This is a genomic window from Nocardioides pinisoli (genome assembly GCF_024199985.1).
GTDB lineage: Bacteria > Actinomycetota > Actinomycetes > Propionibacteriales > Nocardioidaceae > Nocardioides > Nocardioides pinisoli.
On sequence record NZ_JANARS010000001.1, the window covers coordinates 365,724 to 379,065 of the forward strand.

Annotated in this window: 14 protein-coding genes; 6 read left to right on the top strand and 8 right to left on the bottom strand. The window is 71.9% G+C overall.

Features of this window, described 5'->3' with window-relative positions; translation table 11 throughout:
• Window positions 1–106 precede the first annotated feature (106 nt).
• Both NCI01_RS01790 and NCI01_RS01795 read right to left on the bottom strand, forming a co-directional pair.
• Window positions 107–493: a tetratricopeptide repeat protein gene (locus tag NCI01_RS01790; protein WP_254179750.1), complete on the bottom strand. Its 387-nt coding sequence runs from the start codon at window positions 491–493 to the stop codon at window positions 107–109.
• 107 nt (window positions 494–600) lie between these two features.
• Window positions 601–1,362, bottom strand: coding sequence for a hypothetical protein (locus tag NCI01_RS01795; protein WP_254179751.1), 762 nt, complete (start codon window positions 1,360–1,362; stop codon window positions 601–603).
• A gap of 126 nt (window positions 1,363–1,488) precedes the next feature.
• Here NCI01_RS01795 and NCI01_RS01800 point away from each other — a divergent pair, with 126 nt between their 5' ends.
• From NCI01_RS01800 to NCI01_RS01820, 5 genes are all read left to right on the top strand, one after another.
• Window positions 1,489–2,646, top strand: coding sequence for an LLM class flavin-dependent oxidoreductase (locus tag NCI01_RS01800; RefSeq protein WP_254179752.1), 1,158 nt, complete (start codon window positions 1,489–1,491; stop codon window positions 2,644–2,646).
• Between the two features lie 76 nt (window positions 2,647–2,722).
• Window positions 2,723–3,385, top strand: a complete 663-nt coding sequence (locus NCI01_RS01805) for an FMN reductase (protein WP_254179753.1) — start codon at window positions 2,723–2,725, stop codon at window positions 3,383–3,385.
• 123 nt (window positions 3,386–3,508) lie between these two features.
• Window positions 3,509–5,578, top strand: coding sequence for a catalase (locus NCI01_RS01810; protein ID WP_302181427.1), 2,070 nt, complete (start codon window positions 3,509–3,511; stop codon window positions 5,576–5,578).
• A 137-nt stretch (window positions 5,579–5,715) separates the two neighbouring features.
• Complete coding sequence (locus NCI01_RS01815) at window positions 5,716–6,060, top strand: PRC-barrel domain-containing protein (RefSeq protein ID WP_254179754.1); 345 nt, start codon at window positions 5,716–5,718, stop codon at window positions 6,058–6,060.
• Window positions 6,061–6,207: 147 nt separating this feature from the next.
• Complete coding sequence (locus tag NCI01_RS01820) at window positions 6,208–6,630, top strand: VOC family protein (RefSeq protein WP_254179755.1); 423 nt, start codon at window positions 6,208–6,210, stop codon at window positions 6,628–6,630.
• A gap of 43 nt (window positions 6,631–6,673) precedes the next feature.
• Here the strand turns inward: NCI01_RS01820 and NCI01_RS01825 are convergent, their stop codons facing one another.
• A complete protein-coding gene (locus NCI01_RS01825; RefSeq protein ID WP_254179756.1) occupies window positions 6,674–7,312 on the bottom strand; it encodes an HIT family protein in 639 nt (212 codons plus the stop codon).
• A 224-nt stretch (window positions 7,313–7,536) separates the two neighbouring features.
• Here NCI01_RS01825 and NCI01_RS01830 point away from each other — a divergent pair, with 224 nt between their 5' ends.
• A complete protein-coding gene (locus tag NCI01_RS01830; RefSeq protein WP_254179757.1) occupies window positions 7,537–8,052 on the top strand; it encodes a hypothetical protein in 516 nt (171 codons plus the stop codon).
• A 10-nt stretch (window positions 8,053–8,062) separates the two neighbouring features.
• Here NCI01_RS01830 and NCI01_RS01835 read toward each other — a convergent pair whose 3' ends face one another.
• The 5 genes from NCI01_RS01835 to NCI01_RS01855 all read right to left on the bottom strand — a co-directional run bounded on the left by NCI01_RS01835 (window position 8,063) and on the right by NCI01_RS01855 (window position 13,276).
• Entirely contained in the window at window positions 8,063–9,571 is a 1,509-nt protein-coding gene (locus NCI01_RS01835) for an SDR family NAD(P)-dependent oxidoreductase (RefSeq protein ID WP_254179758.1), read from the bottom strand.
• A gap of 73 nt (window positions 9,572–9,644) precedes the next feature.
• Window positions 9,645–10,295, bottom strand: a complete 651-nt coding sequence (locus NCI01_RS01840; RefSeq protein ID WP_254179759.1) for a response regulator transcription factor — start codon at window positions 10,293–10,295, stop codon at window positions 9,645–9,647.
• A 96-nt stretch (window positions 10,296–10,391) separates the two neighbouring features.
• The gene (locus NCI01_RS01845; protein ID WP_254179760.1) at window positions 10,392–11,144 is read right to left on the bottom strand and encodes a response regulator transcription factor; all 753 of its coding nucleotides are present in this window, start codon (window positions 11,142–11,144) and stop codon (window positions 10,392–10,394) included.
• Between the two features lie 185 nt (window positions 11,145–11,329).
• Window positions 11,330–12,166 (bottom strand): response regulator transcription factor, encoded by an 837-nt coding sequence (locus NCI01_RS01850; protein WP_372495059.1) that lies wholly within the window; start codon window positions 12,164–12,166, stop codon window positions 11,330–11,332.
• 192 nt (window positions 12,167–12,358) lie between these two features.
• On the bottom strand, window positions 12,359–13,276 hold the full coding sequence (locus NCI01_RS01855) for a GNAT family N-acetyltransferase (protein ID WP_254179762.1): 918 nt from the start codon (window positions 13,274–13,276) through the stop codon (window positions 12,359–12,361).
• Window positions 13,277–13,342: the final 66 nt, after the last annotated feature.

A 13,342-nucleotide genomic window follows, 5' to 3' on the forward strand; every position in this document is an offset into this window, starting at 1 on the left:
GCGCCCGGAGGACGTCGTACGACATCCCCCAGGCGCGCGCCCGGCGGGTACGCGTCCAGCGGGCGGGGCGGCAAGGGCCGGCCGGCCGAGGCGCCAGCCGCCCGGCTCAGCTGCGGTAGCCGCCGAGGAGCTCGGCCAGCCGCAGGTGCGGCTGGGCCTCGTCGCGGCGGCCCTTGCGCTGCAGGGCGCGGCCGAGCAGCAGGTGGGCGTAGGGCTCGTTGGGGTCGTGCTCGAGGAGCTCGGTGGCGACCCGGATCGTGCCGTCGAGCTGGGCCGAGTGGAAGAGCGAGCGGGCGAGCAGCAGCCGTACGTCGGTCAGCTCGTGGCCGACGTCCCCCGGGTCGTCGAGCAGCTCGGTCAGCAGGACGGCGGCCTCGCGGTAGGCGCGCTCCTCGAAGAGCGCCTGCGCGCGCAGCCAGCGGTCGTGGGTGGTGTCCTCGAGCAGGCCCGCGTGTCCGCGGAGCAGGTCCTCGAAGGGGGTGAAGTCGGTCATCGTCGCTCCTCTCGCGACTGACGGAGGCCCGGTGCCTTCGATGGTGCCCCTCCCAACACGCCGATCGCGGCAGGCATTCCGCCGGGCGCGTCGCGACCCGGCGTCCCTCAGCCCGGGAGCTCGCCGCTCCAGCGTGCGGTGAACGGCTTCATCACCAGGCGTACGCCGCGCAGCGCGAGCCGGTGGGTCCGGCGCGCGTCACGACGGTCGGCCGCGGACGTGGCGATCCGCAGGTCGCGCTCGAGCCGCCGTGCCGCGGCGGCCCGGGTGGCCGGCGTGACCGTGAACGACTCCCGCCGGCCCACCCGCGCCCGGAAGGTCGCCTCGGCGGTGGTGCGGGTGTGGGTGAACGTGTAGGGCTGGCCCTGCCACTCGGCCGGCAGCCCGGGGAGCTCGGGCAGGGTGCCGGAGTCGGTGGGGGTGTAGACGATCGCGCCCAGGACCTCCCGGTCCAGCTCGTGCGACGGCGGGGTCCCGCCGACCGCGGTCGAGATCCCGCGGTGCTCGACCTCGCCCTGCGCGGTGCCCGCGACGACCAGGTCGCCCATGTCGCCCACGCTCGCCTGGTAGCCCTTCAGGTCCTGCCCGAACGCCAGGCGGCCGTCCACCCAGACCAGGTCGCAGCGGGCCCCGTTGGCATAGCTGAGCCGCTCGGCGGTGACGGTGATCGTCCGGAGTCCCTCGACCCGCTCGCTCAGCACGGTCGTCCGGGTGGCGGAGTCGGACGCGAGGCCGGCGTGGTCCGCGTCCCGGCAGGCGTCGGCCCGGAAGTCGGCCGGTGCGGCGGCACCCGCGGTGGCGGGGGCGAACGGGGCGAGGAGCGCCAGGCTGGTGGCGGCGGTCAGGGATCCGAGGGTCGCGGCACGCATGGCAGCGGAGACTAGGGCGGGACGGTGCTCGGTGTCCGGCGGATGCGCGGAATACTGGGCCCGGCAGCCCCGTTGGAGATGATACAAACTTCAACCACCCGGTTGGACCTAGTCCAGGAGGAGCTCATGCAGTTCGGCATCTTCAGCGTCGGAGACGTCACGACGGACCCGACCACCGGACGCACCCCGTCCGAGGCCGAGCGCATCTCGGCGATGACGCAGTACGCCCTCAAGGCCGAGGAGGTCGGTCTCGACGTCTTCGCGACCGGCGAGCACCACAACCCGCCGTTCGTCGTGTCCTCGCCGACGACCCACCTCGGCTTCATCGCCGCGCAGACCGAGAAGCTGCTGCTGTCGACCAGCACCACGCTGATCACCACCAACGACCCGGTCAAGATCGCCGAGGACTACGCGTTCCTGCAGCACCTCTCCGGCGGTCGCGTCGACCTGATGATGGGCCGCGGCAACACCGGTCCGGTCTACCCCTGGTTCGGCAAGGACATCCGCGACGGCATCAAGCTCGCGGTCGAGAACTACCACCTGCTGCGCAAGCTCTGGCGCGAGCCGGTCGTCAACTGGCAGGGCCAGTTCCGCACGCCGCTGCAGGGCTACACCTCGACGCCGGCGCCGCTCGACGGCACGCCGCCCTTCGTCTGGCACGGGTCGATCCGCAGCACCGAGATCGCCGAGCAGGCGGCCTACTACGGTGACGGCTTCTTCCACAACCACATCTTCTGGAACAAGGAGCACACCGAGCAGATGGTGCGCCTCTACCGCCAGCGCTTCGAGTTCTACGGCCACGGCGCGGCCGACCAGGCCTACGTCGGCCTGGGCGGGCAGGCCTTCATGGCCTCCACGGAGGCCGAGGCCAAGCGCGTCTTCCGGCCCTACTTCGACAACGCCCCGGTCTACGGCCACGGCCCGTCGCTGGAGGACTTCTCGCAGATGACGCCGCTGACCGTCGGCACCCCCGAGCAGGTCATCGAGCGCACCCTCGGCTTCGCCGACTACGTCGGTGACTACCAGCGCCAGATGTTCCTGATGGACCACGCCGGCCTGCCGACGTCGCTGGTGCTCGAGCAGATCGAGATGCTCGGCACCGAGGTCGTGCCGGTGCTGCGCACGGAGTTCGAGCGCCGTCGGCCGGCCCACGTGCCGAGCGACCCGCCCACCCACGCCTCCCTCGTGGCGGCCGGTCCCGACGCCCCGCACCACCTCGTCGAGCCCGCCCGGGCGCGCGTCGAGGAGCTCCAGGCCGAGCAGGCCGCGCAGGTGGGCGCATGAGCGAGCGGAGCGAGCGAATCATCAGACACAGCGTCCCCTGTGCCTCATGCGCGCACGGAGCGAAGCGAGTACGCGCATGAGTCGTCGCATCGTCGTGGTGACGGCGGGACTGACCGTCCCGTCGTCCACCCGGCTGCTGGCCGACCAGCTCGCCGAGGCGACCACCGCGCAGGTCACCGCCCGCGGCGAGGCCGCGGAGATCGACTTCATCGAGCTGCGCGAGGTCGCCGGCGAGCTGGCGACCTTCATGGTCACCGGCGGCATCCCGACCCCGCGGCTGACCGAGCTGCGCGAGCAGGTCGCGGCGGCCGACGGTCTCATCGTGGTGACCCCGGTCTTCAACGGCAGCTACAGCGGGCTGTTCAAGATGTTCTTCGACGCCCTCGACAAGGACGCGCTGGCCGGTACGCCCGTTCTGATCGCCGCGGCCGCCGGCAGCGCCCGGCACTCGCTCGTGCTCGACCACGCGCTGCGGCCGCTCTTCGCCTACCTCCGCGCGGTCGTCGTACCGACCTCGATCTTCGCCGCGACCGAGGACTTCGGCAGCCACGGGCTGTCGGACCGGATCACCCGCGCCGCGGCTGAGCTCGCCGCGCTGGTCCTGAGCCAGGGCGGCTACGGCGTCGGCGGGTTCGCGCCCGACCTCGCCGCGCGCCCGCGTCGTACGTCCGGGACCCAGGTCGAGGCCGACGTGACGCCCTTCGGCGACCTGCTGCGCGGGCACAGCGGCACGGACTGACGCCCTGCCGGGACCACCCGTCCGGGCGCCTACGGAGGTCGGGGGTCCTGCGGGGTGAGCCGGTCGGCGGTCGTCGCGCCTAGCGTCGAGGGGACCGCGACGACCCCTCGGAAGGACGTGCCCATGGCGCGCAGGACGACCACCTCGAACGACCGGATCGGCGAGGGTGGCGAGCTCCACCAGGCGCCCGCCAAGGGTGAGGTGATGACCACCGCCCAGGGCGTGCCGATGAGCGACGACCAGAACTCGCTGCGGGCCGGCGAGCGGGGCCCGACCCTGCTCGAGGACTTCGCGATGCGGGAGAAGATCTTCCACTTCGACCACGAGCGGATCCCCGAGCGCGTGGTCCACGCCCGTGGCTACGGCGCCCACGGCTACCTCGAGTGCGTCGACCCGGTCACCGACCTCACCCGCGCGGCGCCGTTCGCGCGCAAGGGCAAGCGCACGGAGGCCTTCGTCCGGTTCTCGACCGTCGCCGGCAACCTCGGCTCCCCCGACCTCGCCCGCGACGTGCGCGGCTTCGCGGTGAAGCTCTACACCGAGGAGGGCAACTGGGACCTCGTCGGCAACAACATCCCGGTCTTCTTCATCCAGGACGCGATGAAGTTCCCCGACCTCGTCCACGCGGTCAAGGAGGAGCAGGACCGCGGCTGGCCGCAGGCGCAGAGCGCCCACGACACCTTCTGGGACTTCATCTCGCTGATGCCCGAGTCGACCCACATGACCCTGTGGCAGATGTCGGACCGCACCATTCCGCGCTCGTTCCGCTTCATGGAGGGCTTCGGTGTCCACACGTTCCGCTTCGTCAACGCCGACGGCGAGTCGACCTTCGTGAAGTTCCACTGGAAGCCGCGCCAGGGCATGCAGTCGGTGGTGTGGAACGAGGCGGTGAAGATCAACGGCGCCGACCCCGACTTCCACCGCCGCGACCTCTACGCCGCCATCGAGGCCGGCGACTTCCCGCAGTGGGACCTCGGCGTGCAGGTCTTCGACGAGGCGTTCGCCGAGGAGTTCGAGTTCGACGTGCTCGACGCGACCAAGCTCATCCCCGAGGAGCAGGTGCCGGTGCGGGTCATCGCCCGGCTGACCCTGGACCGGGTGGCGAGCAACGTCTTCGCCGAGACCGAGCAGGTCGCCTTCATGACGCAGAACGTCGTGCCCGGCATCGACTTCAGCGACGACCCGCTGCTGCAGGGGCGCAACTTCTCCTACCTCGACACCCAGCTCAAGCGGCTCGGCAGCACCAACTTCACGCAGATCCCGATCAACGCGCCGCGCTGCCCGGTCGCGCACTTCCAGCGCGACGGCCACATGCAGATGTCGCGGCAGGAGGGACGCGCCAACTACGAGCCCAACTCCCTCGGCGGCGACGAGCGCGGCCCGCGCGCCGACGTCGACAACGGCTACACGAGCGTGCCGCGCGAGGAGGCCGGGCAGGTGCGCCGCGTCCGCTCGGAGACCTTCGCCGACCACTACAGCCAAGCCCGCCAGTTCTGGATCAGCCAGACCGACGTCGAGCAGCAGCACATCGTGGCGGCGTACGGCTTCGAGCTCGGCAAGTGCGAGGATCCGGCCATCCGCACCCGGATGCTCGGCAACCTCCGAAACGTCCACGAGGACCTCGCGCAGGGCGTCGCCGACGAGCTCGGCATGCCGCTGCCGGAGGCCAACCCCGCCGCGATCGAGCCGCGCACCGACCTGCCCGAGTCGGCCGCCCTCAGCATCCTGCGCAACGGCCCGGACTCCTTCGCCGGCCGCAAGCTCGGCGTGCTGGTCACCGCCGGGTCCGACGGTGCGCTCGTCAAGGCGATCGAGGACGCGTTCACCGGTGCCGGCGCCCTCGTCGAGTACGTCGCCCCTGCCGCCGGGCCGCTCAAGCTCAAGGGCGGGCGCAAGCTGGTGCCCGACCACGCGGTCGTCGGCGCGCCCTCGGTGCTGTTCGACGCCGTGGCGGTCGTGCCGTCCGCCGAGGGGGCGCAGGAGCTCGCCGGGCGCAAGACGGCCCGCGACTTCGTCGACGACGCCTTCGCCCACCAGAAGTTCCTCGCCTGGTCGGCCGACGCCCAGCCGCTGCTCGACGCGGCCGGGGTCACGCCGGATGACGGGTGCCCCGAGCTCACTGCGGGCACCGTGGCCGGCTTCCTCGCGCAGTGCGCGGCCCTGCGCCACTGGGAGCGGCCGGTGCAGGACTGACGGACGCGGTCGGCGTACCCCTGCGGACGCACCCGAGAGGCGGTAACCGCGTGTCACACCGCCCCATGGGTGTGCCCGGTCCGTCGGCGCGGTGGTTACGTCGATCACCAGGTACTCACCGAACCCTGGGAGGAACCATGAGTGACACCGTGTGGAGCTACCGCGACACCACGTGGAGCCAGGACAGTGACCTCGTCGGCTACGACGTCGAGGCGAGCGACGGATCGATCGGGAAGATCGACGAGGCCAGCAGCGAGGCCACGGGCCAGTGGCTCGTCGTGGACACCGGCTTCTGGATCTTCGGCAAGAAGCGCCTGATCCCCGCCGGCACCGTCACCGGGATCGACCACGACGGCAGGACGGTGATGGTCAACCTCAGCAAGGACGAGATCAAGTCCGCCCCGGACTACGACAAGGACGACTGGAACGACGACTCCCGCGGTCGTCACACGGACTACTACACGCCCTACTCCAGCCGCTGACCCTGCTGACCCCGCGCACCCCCGCACCGGCGCCCCGGACGACACGCTCGTCCGGGGCGTCGTGTGTCTGCTCGTCCCTTCCCGGGACCTCGACTCGTCACTAGGTTGGATGGTCCATCGACCACGCTTCGCCGGGAGGAGCCCGCGATGTCCGTCCTGCTCAACCCCTACCTCAACTTCGCCGACGGCCAGGCCCGTGAGGCGCTGGAGTTCTACGCCTCGGTGCTCGGCGGCGAGCCCACCTTCATGACCTTCGGCGACATGGGCACCGAGGGACCCCTCGGCGACCAGGTCATGCACGGCCAGCTCGAGACGCCCGACGGCTTCACGCTGATGGGCGCCGACGCGCCACCCGAGTTCGTCCAGGTCACCTTCGGCGACAACGTCTCGGTCAGCATCGCCGGCGACGACGAGGAGAAGATGAGGCGGTGGTTCGATGCGCTCAGCGAGGGCGCCCAGGCCGTCACGACCCCGCTCGACAAGCAGCCGTGGGGCGACGTCTTCGGGTCCTTCAAGGACCGCTACGGCATCAGCTGGATGGTCAACATCGCCGGCGACGCGGCGTCCTGACGCCTGCCCGAGCTGGCGCCGGATCCGTGCGGCGGACGCGGGATCACGCCTCCCAGGCCGGTCCGTGCCCGCCCGCCCGCTCGACGAGGCGGCGCCCGACGTGGCCGGCGTTGGCGAGGCGTACGTCGTCGGGCACAGCGGGGAGGTTCTCCTCCCAGTCGAGCAGGCAGGACCCGCGGAGCTGCCCCATCCGGGCGGGGCGGCCGAAGAAGAACGGGTGGGCGTGGGCGCCGCCGTCGCCGTAGCGACCGATGTGGCAGCGACCGACGCTCGGCAGCTCCTCGACCGCGGCGGCGACCCGCACCATCAGCACACCCATCTCGGCGGCCATGTCGTCGGGCAGGTCGGCGATGTCGAAGTGCTCGACCGGCCGCAGGATCAGGGACACGGGCAGCTTCATGTCGAGCGCAGCGAGCAGCCAGCGGTCGTTGCGCCATGCGACCCGGGCGGCCTGCTCGGGCGGCATCGGCTGCCGGCAGAAGCAGTCCGCGGGGTCCTCGCCCGCGCGGGGCGGCTCGGCGTCCTGCAGCGGCTCGAGCTGCTTGATCCGCAGGCCGTCGAGCTCGAACGGGAAGATGTCCCACCCCGGCATCGCCTCGATGGACACGGGCAGCCGGCCCTCGGCGTCGGTCGCGGCCGCGACCCGGGCGTGGAACTCTTCGGCGGTCTCGAGCTGGCTCATGGCGCCGAGTCAACCATTAGGGGACCGCAGGCGCGCGGACACAACTCGCCCGGCGCGGTCGGGCTGAGCGTGGCCGGGCCGACCGGACGGCACTTCTGTCCGCGCGTCCACGCCCGATCGGCGCCGCGCGTGCGGCGCTGGTGCCACGATGGCCTCGACACCGGCTCGGGACACGGGGGTACGACATGGGGGCACGGCGGCGCGGCAGGCATGACGCGGCACGAGTGGCCGGCGCGCTGGCAGCCGCCGCGCTGCTGGTGGGCGGCGGGGCCTACGCCTGGCACTGGCACACGCACCCCAGCGTCTTCCCCGATGCCGGCAACGCGTGGTCCGGTCCGCTGCGCGAGGGGAGGGACTTCATGGCGATCGGCATCACGTACAGCGGGACGGGCGCTGGAGAGTCCGTCGTCATCGAGTCGGTCGCGCCCAGGGTGCGCAACGACACCGCGGGGGCGAGCTATGAGTTCTTCGTCTGCACCCAGCGACCGGGACAGCCGGAGCCGCAGCTGGGGATGCTCTCCGGGCAGCGCAGCTTCGAGCAGTCTTGCCCGGACGCCGAGCCAGTCCGGGAGGGGACGCGGCTCCGCACCGGCGGGACCCCGGCCCAGCAGCTGGTGATGCTGGTGCGGATGGACGAGCCGGGCGTGGCCGCCACCAAGGGCGTCGAGCTGACCTACGCGCGCGGGCTGCAGAGCGGCATGCAGCTCATCGGCCCGCGGGTGCGCCTCACGTCAGGCTGACCGCCGCGCATCACCAGGGAGAGGGCTGGTAGTCCTTCACGAAGCAGCCGAAGAGGTCGGTGCCGCCCTCGCCGAGCACGATGGGGTCGTAGACGCGGGCGGCCCCGTCCACGAGGTCGAGCGGGGCGTGCCAGCCCTCTGCGGCGATCCGCAGCTTCTCGTGGTGGGGGCGCTCGTCGGTGATCCAGCCGGTGTCGACGGCGGTCATCAGGATGCCGTCGGTCTCGAACATCTCGCCCGACGAGGTGCGCGTCATCATGTTGAGCGCGGCCTTGGCCATGTTGGTGTGCGGGTGGCCGGGGCCCTTGTAGCGACGGGAGAACTGGCCCTCCATCGCCGAGACGTTGACGACGTACGCCCGCCCCGAGGTCGCTGCCGACGCCGCGGCCGCGAGGGCCGGGCGCAGCCGCGAGACCAGCAGGAACGGCGCGATCGAGTTGCACAGCTGCACCTCGAGCAGCTCCAGCGGGTCGACCTCGCCGACGGTCTGGGTCCACGAGTTGGTCGCCTGGACGTCGGGCAGCAGGCCGCCGGCGTCGACGGCGGTGCCGGCGAGGTGGGCGTCGAGGGAGGCGTGCCCGGCCTTGAGGGCGAGCGCGGTGAGGGTGGCGGCGTTGTGCACCGCCATCGCGTGCTCGATCGACTCACCCTCGTGGTGGGCGACGGGAGTCGGGGCCAGGGCGCCGGCGATCGCGGCCGGGTGGGCCTCGGAGATCCGGTCGAAGGTCACCAGCTCGGGCACCGAGTCGGCCGGGAGGGGGAGCGACTCGGCCTCCACGAGCGGCGCGTAGGCCCCGGGCGTACGACGCACGGTCTGGCACGCGTTGTTGATGAGGATGTCGAGCGGGCCGGCCGCCGCGACGTCGTCGGCGAGCGAGATGACCTGCGTGGGGTCGCGCAGGTCGATGCCGACGACCTTAAGCCGGTCGATCCACTGGTCGCTGTCGGGCAACGAGCTGAAGCGGCGCACCGCGTCCTTGGGGAAGCGCGTGGTGATCGTGGTGTGCGCGCCGTCGCGGAGCAGGCGCAGCGCGATGTACATCCCGATCTTCGCGCGCCCGCCGGTCAGCAGCGCCCGCTTGCCGGTGAGGTCGGTGCGCTGGTCGCGCTTGGCGTGGCTCATCGCCGCGCACGACGGGCAGAGCCAGTGGTAGAACGCGTCGACGAGCGTGAAGTCCTGCTTGCAGATGTAGCAGCCGCGCGCGTTGATCAGCTCGCCCGCGAAGGCCCCGGGCGCGCTCGAGACGAGGGGGATGCCGGACGTCTCGTCGTCGATGCGCGCCGGCGAGCCGGTGGCGGTGAGCTCGGTGACGGCACGGTCGTGCGCCAGCTCCGCGGCCCGCTTCTGCAGCTTGCGCTCGGCCTTGATCGACTTGTACATGTGCGACGCGGCGCGCTTCACCCGCACGTGGTCGGGGTGGTCGCCGGGCAGGTGGTGGAGCTGCTGCAGCACCCGCACGGTCGTGGCGAGGTCGTCGGGGTCGATGCCGTCGACGACGGGGCGTTGCTGCTGTGTCACGGGGAGGAGGGTACGGCGCTCGGGCGCCCGGTCCCCAAAGCGCGCAGCCGGCCCGGGGAGGACGGCGTACGGCTCAGGCGTCGCGCGCGGGCGAGCCGTTGATGCGCACCCGGTCGGCGCGCATGCCGTGCTCCACACCCCACAGCACCGCGCGCGAGCGGGAGTCGACGCCGATCTTGCGGTAGGCGGAGCGGATGTAGGACTTGATCGAGTTGAGCGACAGCAGGGTGCGCTCGGCGATCTCCTGGTTGCTCAGGCCCATCGTGATCAGCGACAGCACCTCTGCCTCGCGCGCGGTCAGGCCCTCCTCGCGCCCGGGCCAGTCGCCACCGACGAGCGGCGAGCGTCCTCGCGACGGCGAGACCACGAGCTGGCCCGACGAGATCGCGGTGACGGCGTCGACGAGGCGCGAGGCCGGCAGGCTCTTGGAGAGATAGCCGCGGACGCCCTGGCTGAGGGTGTCGCGGGTCAGCCACGGCTGGAAGTTCCACGTGTAGACGGCGACGGAGCGCACCTGCGGGCTCTCGACGAGGTGGCGCACGGCGGGCCCGTTGCCCTGACCCATCCCGAAGGTGTCGTAGAGGGCGACGTCGACCGGTTGGGCGACCGGCTTGCCCGCGACCAGCTCGACCACCTCGACGCGGTGGCCGTAGCTGCGCATCATCGCGTCGAGGCCGCGGACGACGACCTCGTCGTCGTTGACCAGCGCGACTCGAATGACCATGCGCTCAAGGTACTGCGGTTTGCCGAAGTTGAGGCCTCGGTTCACCAGAGTCAGGGTCAACTCTCAGGAGAGATCGCGGCCCCGAACGCGCGCGGGTCAGGGGCAGCAGGGGTCGAACCGGAAGCCGACGCCCCGGATGGTGCGGATCCACTGGTTGCCGTCGGCGGCGGCGCGCAGCTTGCGGCGCAGGTTGGCCAGGTGGACGTCGACGACGTGGGTGCTGTCGGGGACGAAGTCGCTCGCCCACACCGCCCGCATCAGCTCGTGGCGCGGGACGACGACGCCGGGGCGGCCGACCAGGTGGGCCAGCAGGTCGAACTCGGTGCGCGTCAGGTCGATCTCCCGGCCCGACACCAGCACCTCGCGCGACCCGCGGTTGAGGGTCAGGTCGCTGCAGCCCTCCGAGCTGGTCGGGTCCGCGGCGGGGACGGGGACGGGGTCGGCCGCGAGCGCGGCGGCCGCCGAGGGAGCGGGCTCGCTGCTGCGCGGGCGCCGGAACAGGGCGGCCACCCGCGCCTGCAGCTCGCGCATCGAGAACGGCTTGACGAGGTAGTCGTCGGCGCCGACCTCGAGCCCGATGAGCCGGTCGACCTCACCGGTGCGACCGCTGACGACCATCACGTAGCAGTCGCTGACCGTGCGGATCTGCCGGCAGACCTCCACGCCGTCGATGTCGGGCAGGGTGAGGTCGAGCGTGACCAGGTCGGGTCGTACGTCGGCGACGACCGTGAGCGCCTCGGTCCCGGTCCGCGCCACGGTCACGTCGAAGCCGGCCTGGTCGAGCAGCTTGGAGATGGCGTCGCCGACGTCGTGGTCGTCCTCGACGACCACGGCTGTCCGTGCGTTCATCATCCGTCTGCTCCCCAGTTGACCGTTCGCCTACCCTGCCGGGTCCGGCCTGAAACCGGGCTGGCACGGTCGATCTCCCCACCTGCCGCCGATGCTAGGCGGCCGCAGGTGGGGATGGCGGTCGTTCCGGCCGAAGCACCCCCCGATGAGGGGGACAGGAGCCGGTCGGAGCGCTCAGGAGCCGGTCAGAAGTCCAGGCCTCGCGCCCAGTCCTCCGAGTCGATCCGGGCGACGAGGTAGGGCCCTCCGCCGGCACGACGGTCCTGCTGGTCCTCGCCCTCGCGGTCCATCCGGTAGCCGATGCCGCGGATCGTGTGGATCCAGGTGGCGTCGGAGTGCCGGCGCAGCTTGCCGCGCAGGTTGGCCACGTGCACGTCCACCAGGTGGTGGTCGTGGGTGAGCGCGCTGCTCCAGATCGCGAGCACCATCTCCTCGCGGGTGCAGACCCGCGACAGGTGGGTCGCGAGGTACTCCAGGACGTCGTACTCGATGCGCGTCAGCTCCACGATCGTGCCGTCGACCTGCACCTCGCGCCGCGCGGAGTTGATCACCAGCCCCGCCCCCGCGGAGATGGTGGTCGGCTCGTCGACCGGCTGGGCCGGGCTCGGGACCTGCGGGCCGCGGCCGCTGGGCGACTCCTCGGCCCCCGTCGCGGTCCGCGGCCGCCTGAACAGCGCGGCCACGCGGGCGCGCAGCTCGCGCGGCGAGAACGGCTTGAGGACGAAGTCGTCCGCCCCGACCTCGAGGCCGATGAGCTTGTCGACCTCGTCGGACCGCGCCGACACGATGACGATGTAGCAGTCGCTGGTCTCACGGATGCGGCGGCACACCTCGATGCCGTCCATGTGCGGCAGCGTCAGGTCGAGCGTGACCAGGTCGGGCGGGTCGGCGGCCGCAGCGCTCACGGCCTGCCGTCCGTCGAGTGCCGTCGTGACCCGGAAGCCGGCCCCCTCCAGTGTCTCCACCAGCGCTGACGAGATGTCCGGATCGTCCTCGACGACCAATGCACGTAGTTCTTGCACGTCAAACCCCCACAGATGCGAGACAAGGGCCCCACGCCCTCGCCGTGTCACCGCCCGAACGGTGTCGCTCGATGCTAATGCCATCAACGGCACAGAACTAGGAGAGGTCTGAGGGATGAACGGGCTGTCTAGACCGCGGCGTTTTGACGGAATCTGCGGTGCCCGACGGACGCCTCTCACGCTTTCCGCGGGTCAGGTCAGGTCCATCGCGCGATTGACCCAGACGTGGTCGACGACCATCCCGACCCGCTCGTACATCGGCAGGGCCCCCGTGCGCGAGTCGGTGCTCAGCTCGGACGTGCGCGTGCCGTGCTCGCGGGCCCGGGCGAACGAGTCGACCAGCAGCGCCTGGGCAATCCCGCGGTTGCGCTGGTCGCGCCGCACCGCGAGCCGCTGGACGAAGCCGGTGGCGCCGTCGTCGGAGACCAGCACCAGCGAGACGCCGACCACCGCGCCGTCGGGGTCGACGGCCACGCGCAGGTTCCACGGCTCGAAGCCGGGTCGCCCGCTCGTCGCGGCCAGGAAGTCCTCGAACGGCTCGCGGTCGCGCACCGACCACTCCAGGAAGGCGTCCTCGAGGACGTCGTGGGCGGGCCGCAGGTCCTCGGGCCCGGCAGTGCGTACGACGTAGCCCTCCGGCAGCGCGCGCTCCGGGATGGCGGCGCCCTCGGGCAGCCGGAGCACCCAGCTCGTCCACCGGACGCGGAAGCCGAGCTGCTCCAGCAGCCGGTCGCCGGGCGAGCCCTGCGGGACGGGCATCCCGACGACGGGCGAGCCGATGCTGCGGCCGAGGTCGAGGAGCCAGTGGGCCAGCCACGTGCCGATGCCGCGACCGCGGTGGGAGGGCAGCACGGCGGTGTCGGCGCGGTCGACGCCCATCAGCTCGGCGTACGCGACCAGGGCGTCGCCGTCGAAGACACCGACCGAGCGCGAGGTGACGTCGTGGCTGGGCTTGGCCCAGTCGCTGACGATGTCGGCCTCCTCGATCGCGACCTGCCCGATGTCCTCGAGCTCCTGGGCCGCGATCACGTCGGAGACCGCGCGGGAGTCGCTCCTCGCCAGGGGGCGGGTGGTGAGGCCCTCGGGGAGCGCCGGCGTCACATCTCGCATGACGGGAGTGTGCTGCCTCACGTCCGGGCCTGTCGCGGGGTTTTCGACCCTCGCGGAATCCCCGAT

Coding starts and splice junctions, on each gene's coding strand:
- NCI01_RS01810 (WP_302181427.1), top strand. CDS start 3,509: ATGGCGCGCAGGACGACCACCTCGAACGACCGGATCGGCGAGGGTGGC.
- NCI01_RS01855 (WP_254179762.1), bottom strand. CDS start 13,276: ATGCGAGATGTGACGCCGGCGCTCCCCGAGGGCCTCACCACCCGCCCC.
- NCI01_RS01845 (WP_254179760.1), bottom strand. CDS start 11,144: ATGAACGCACGGACAGCCGTGGTCGTCGAGGACGACCACGACGTCGGC.
- NCI01_RS01815 (WP_254179754.1), top strand. CDS start 5,716: ATGAGTGACACCGTGTGGAGCTACCGCGACACCACGTGGAGCCAGGAC.
- NCI01_RS01825 (WP_254179756.1), bottom strand. CDS start 7,312: ATGAGCCAGCTCGAGACCGCCGAAGAGTTCCACGCCCGGGTCGCGGCC.
- NCI01_RS01805 (WP_254179753.1), top strand. CDS start 2,723: ATGAGTCGTCGCATCGTCGTGGTGACGGCGGGACTGACCGTCCCGTCG.
- NCI01_RS01795 (WP_254179751.1), bottom strand. CDS start 1,362: ATGCGTGCCGCGACCCTCGGATCCCTGACCGCCGCCACCAGCCTGGCG.
- NCI01_RS01820 (WP_254179755.1), top strand. CDS start 6,208: ATGTCCGTCCTGCTCAACCCCTACCTCAACTTCGCCGACGGCCAGGCC.
- NCI01_RS01800 (WP_254179752.1), top strand. CDS start 1,489: ATGCAGTTCGGCATCTTCAGCGTCGGAGACGTCACGACGGACCCGACC.
- NCI01_RS01790 (WP_254179750.1), bottom strand. CDS start 493: ATGACCGACTTCACCCCCTTCGAGGACCTGCTCCGCGGACACGCGGGC.
- NCI01_RS01840 (WP_254179759.1), bottom strand. CDS start 10,295: ATGGTCATTCGAGTCGCGCTGGTCAACGACGACGAGGTCGTCGTCCGC.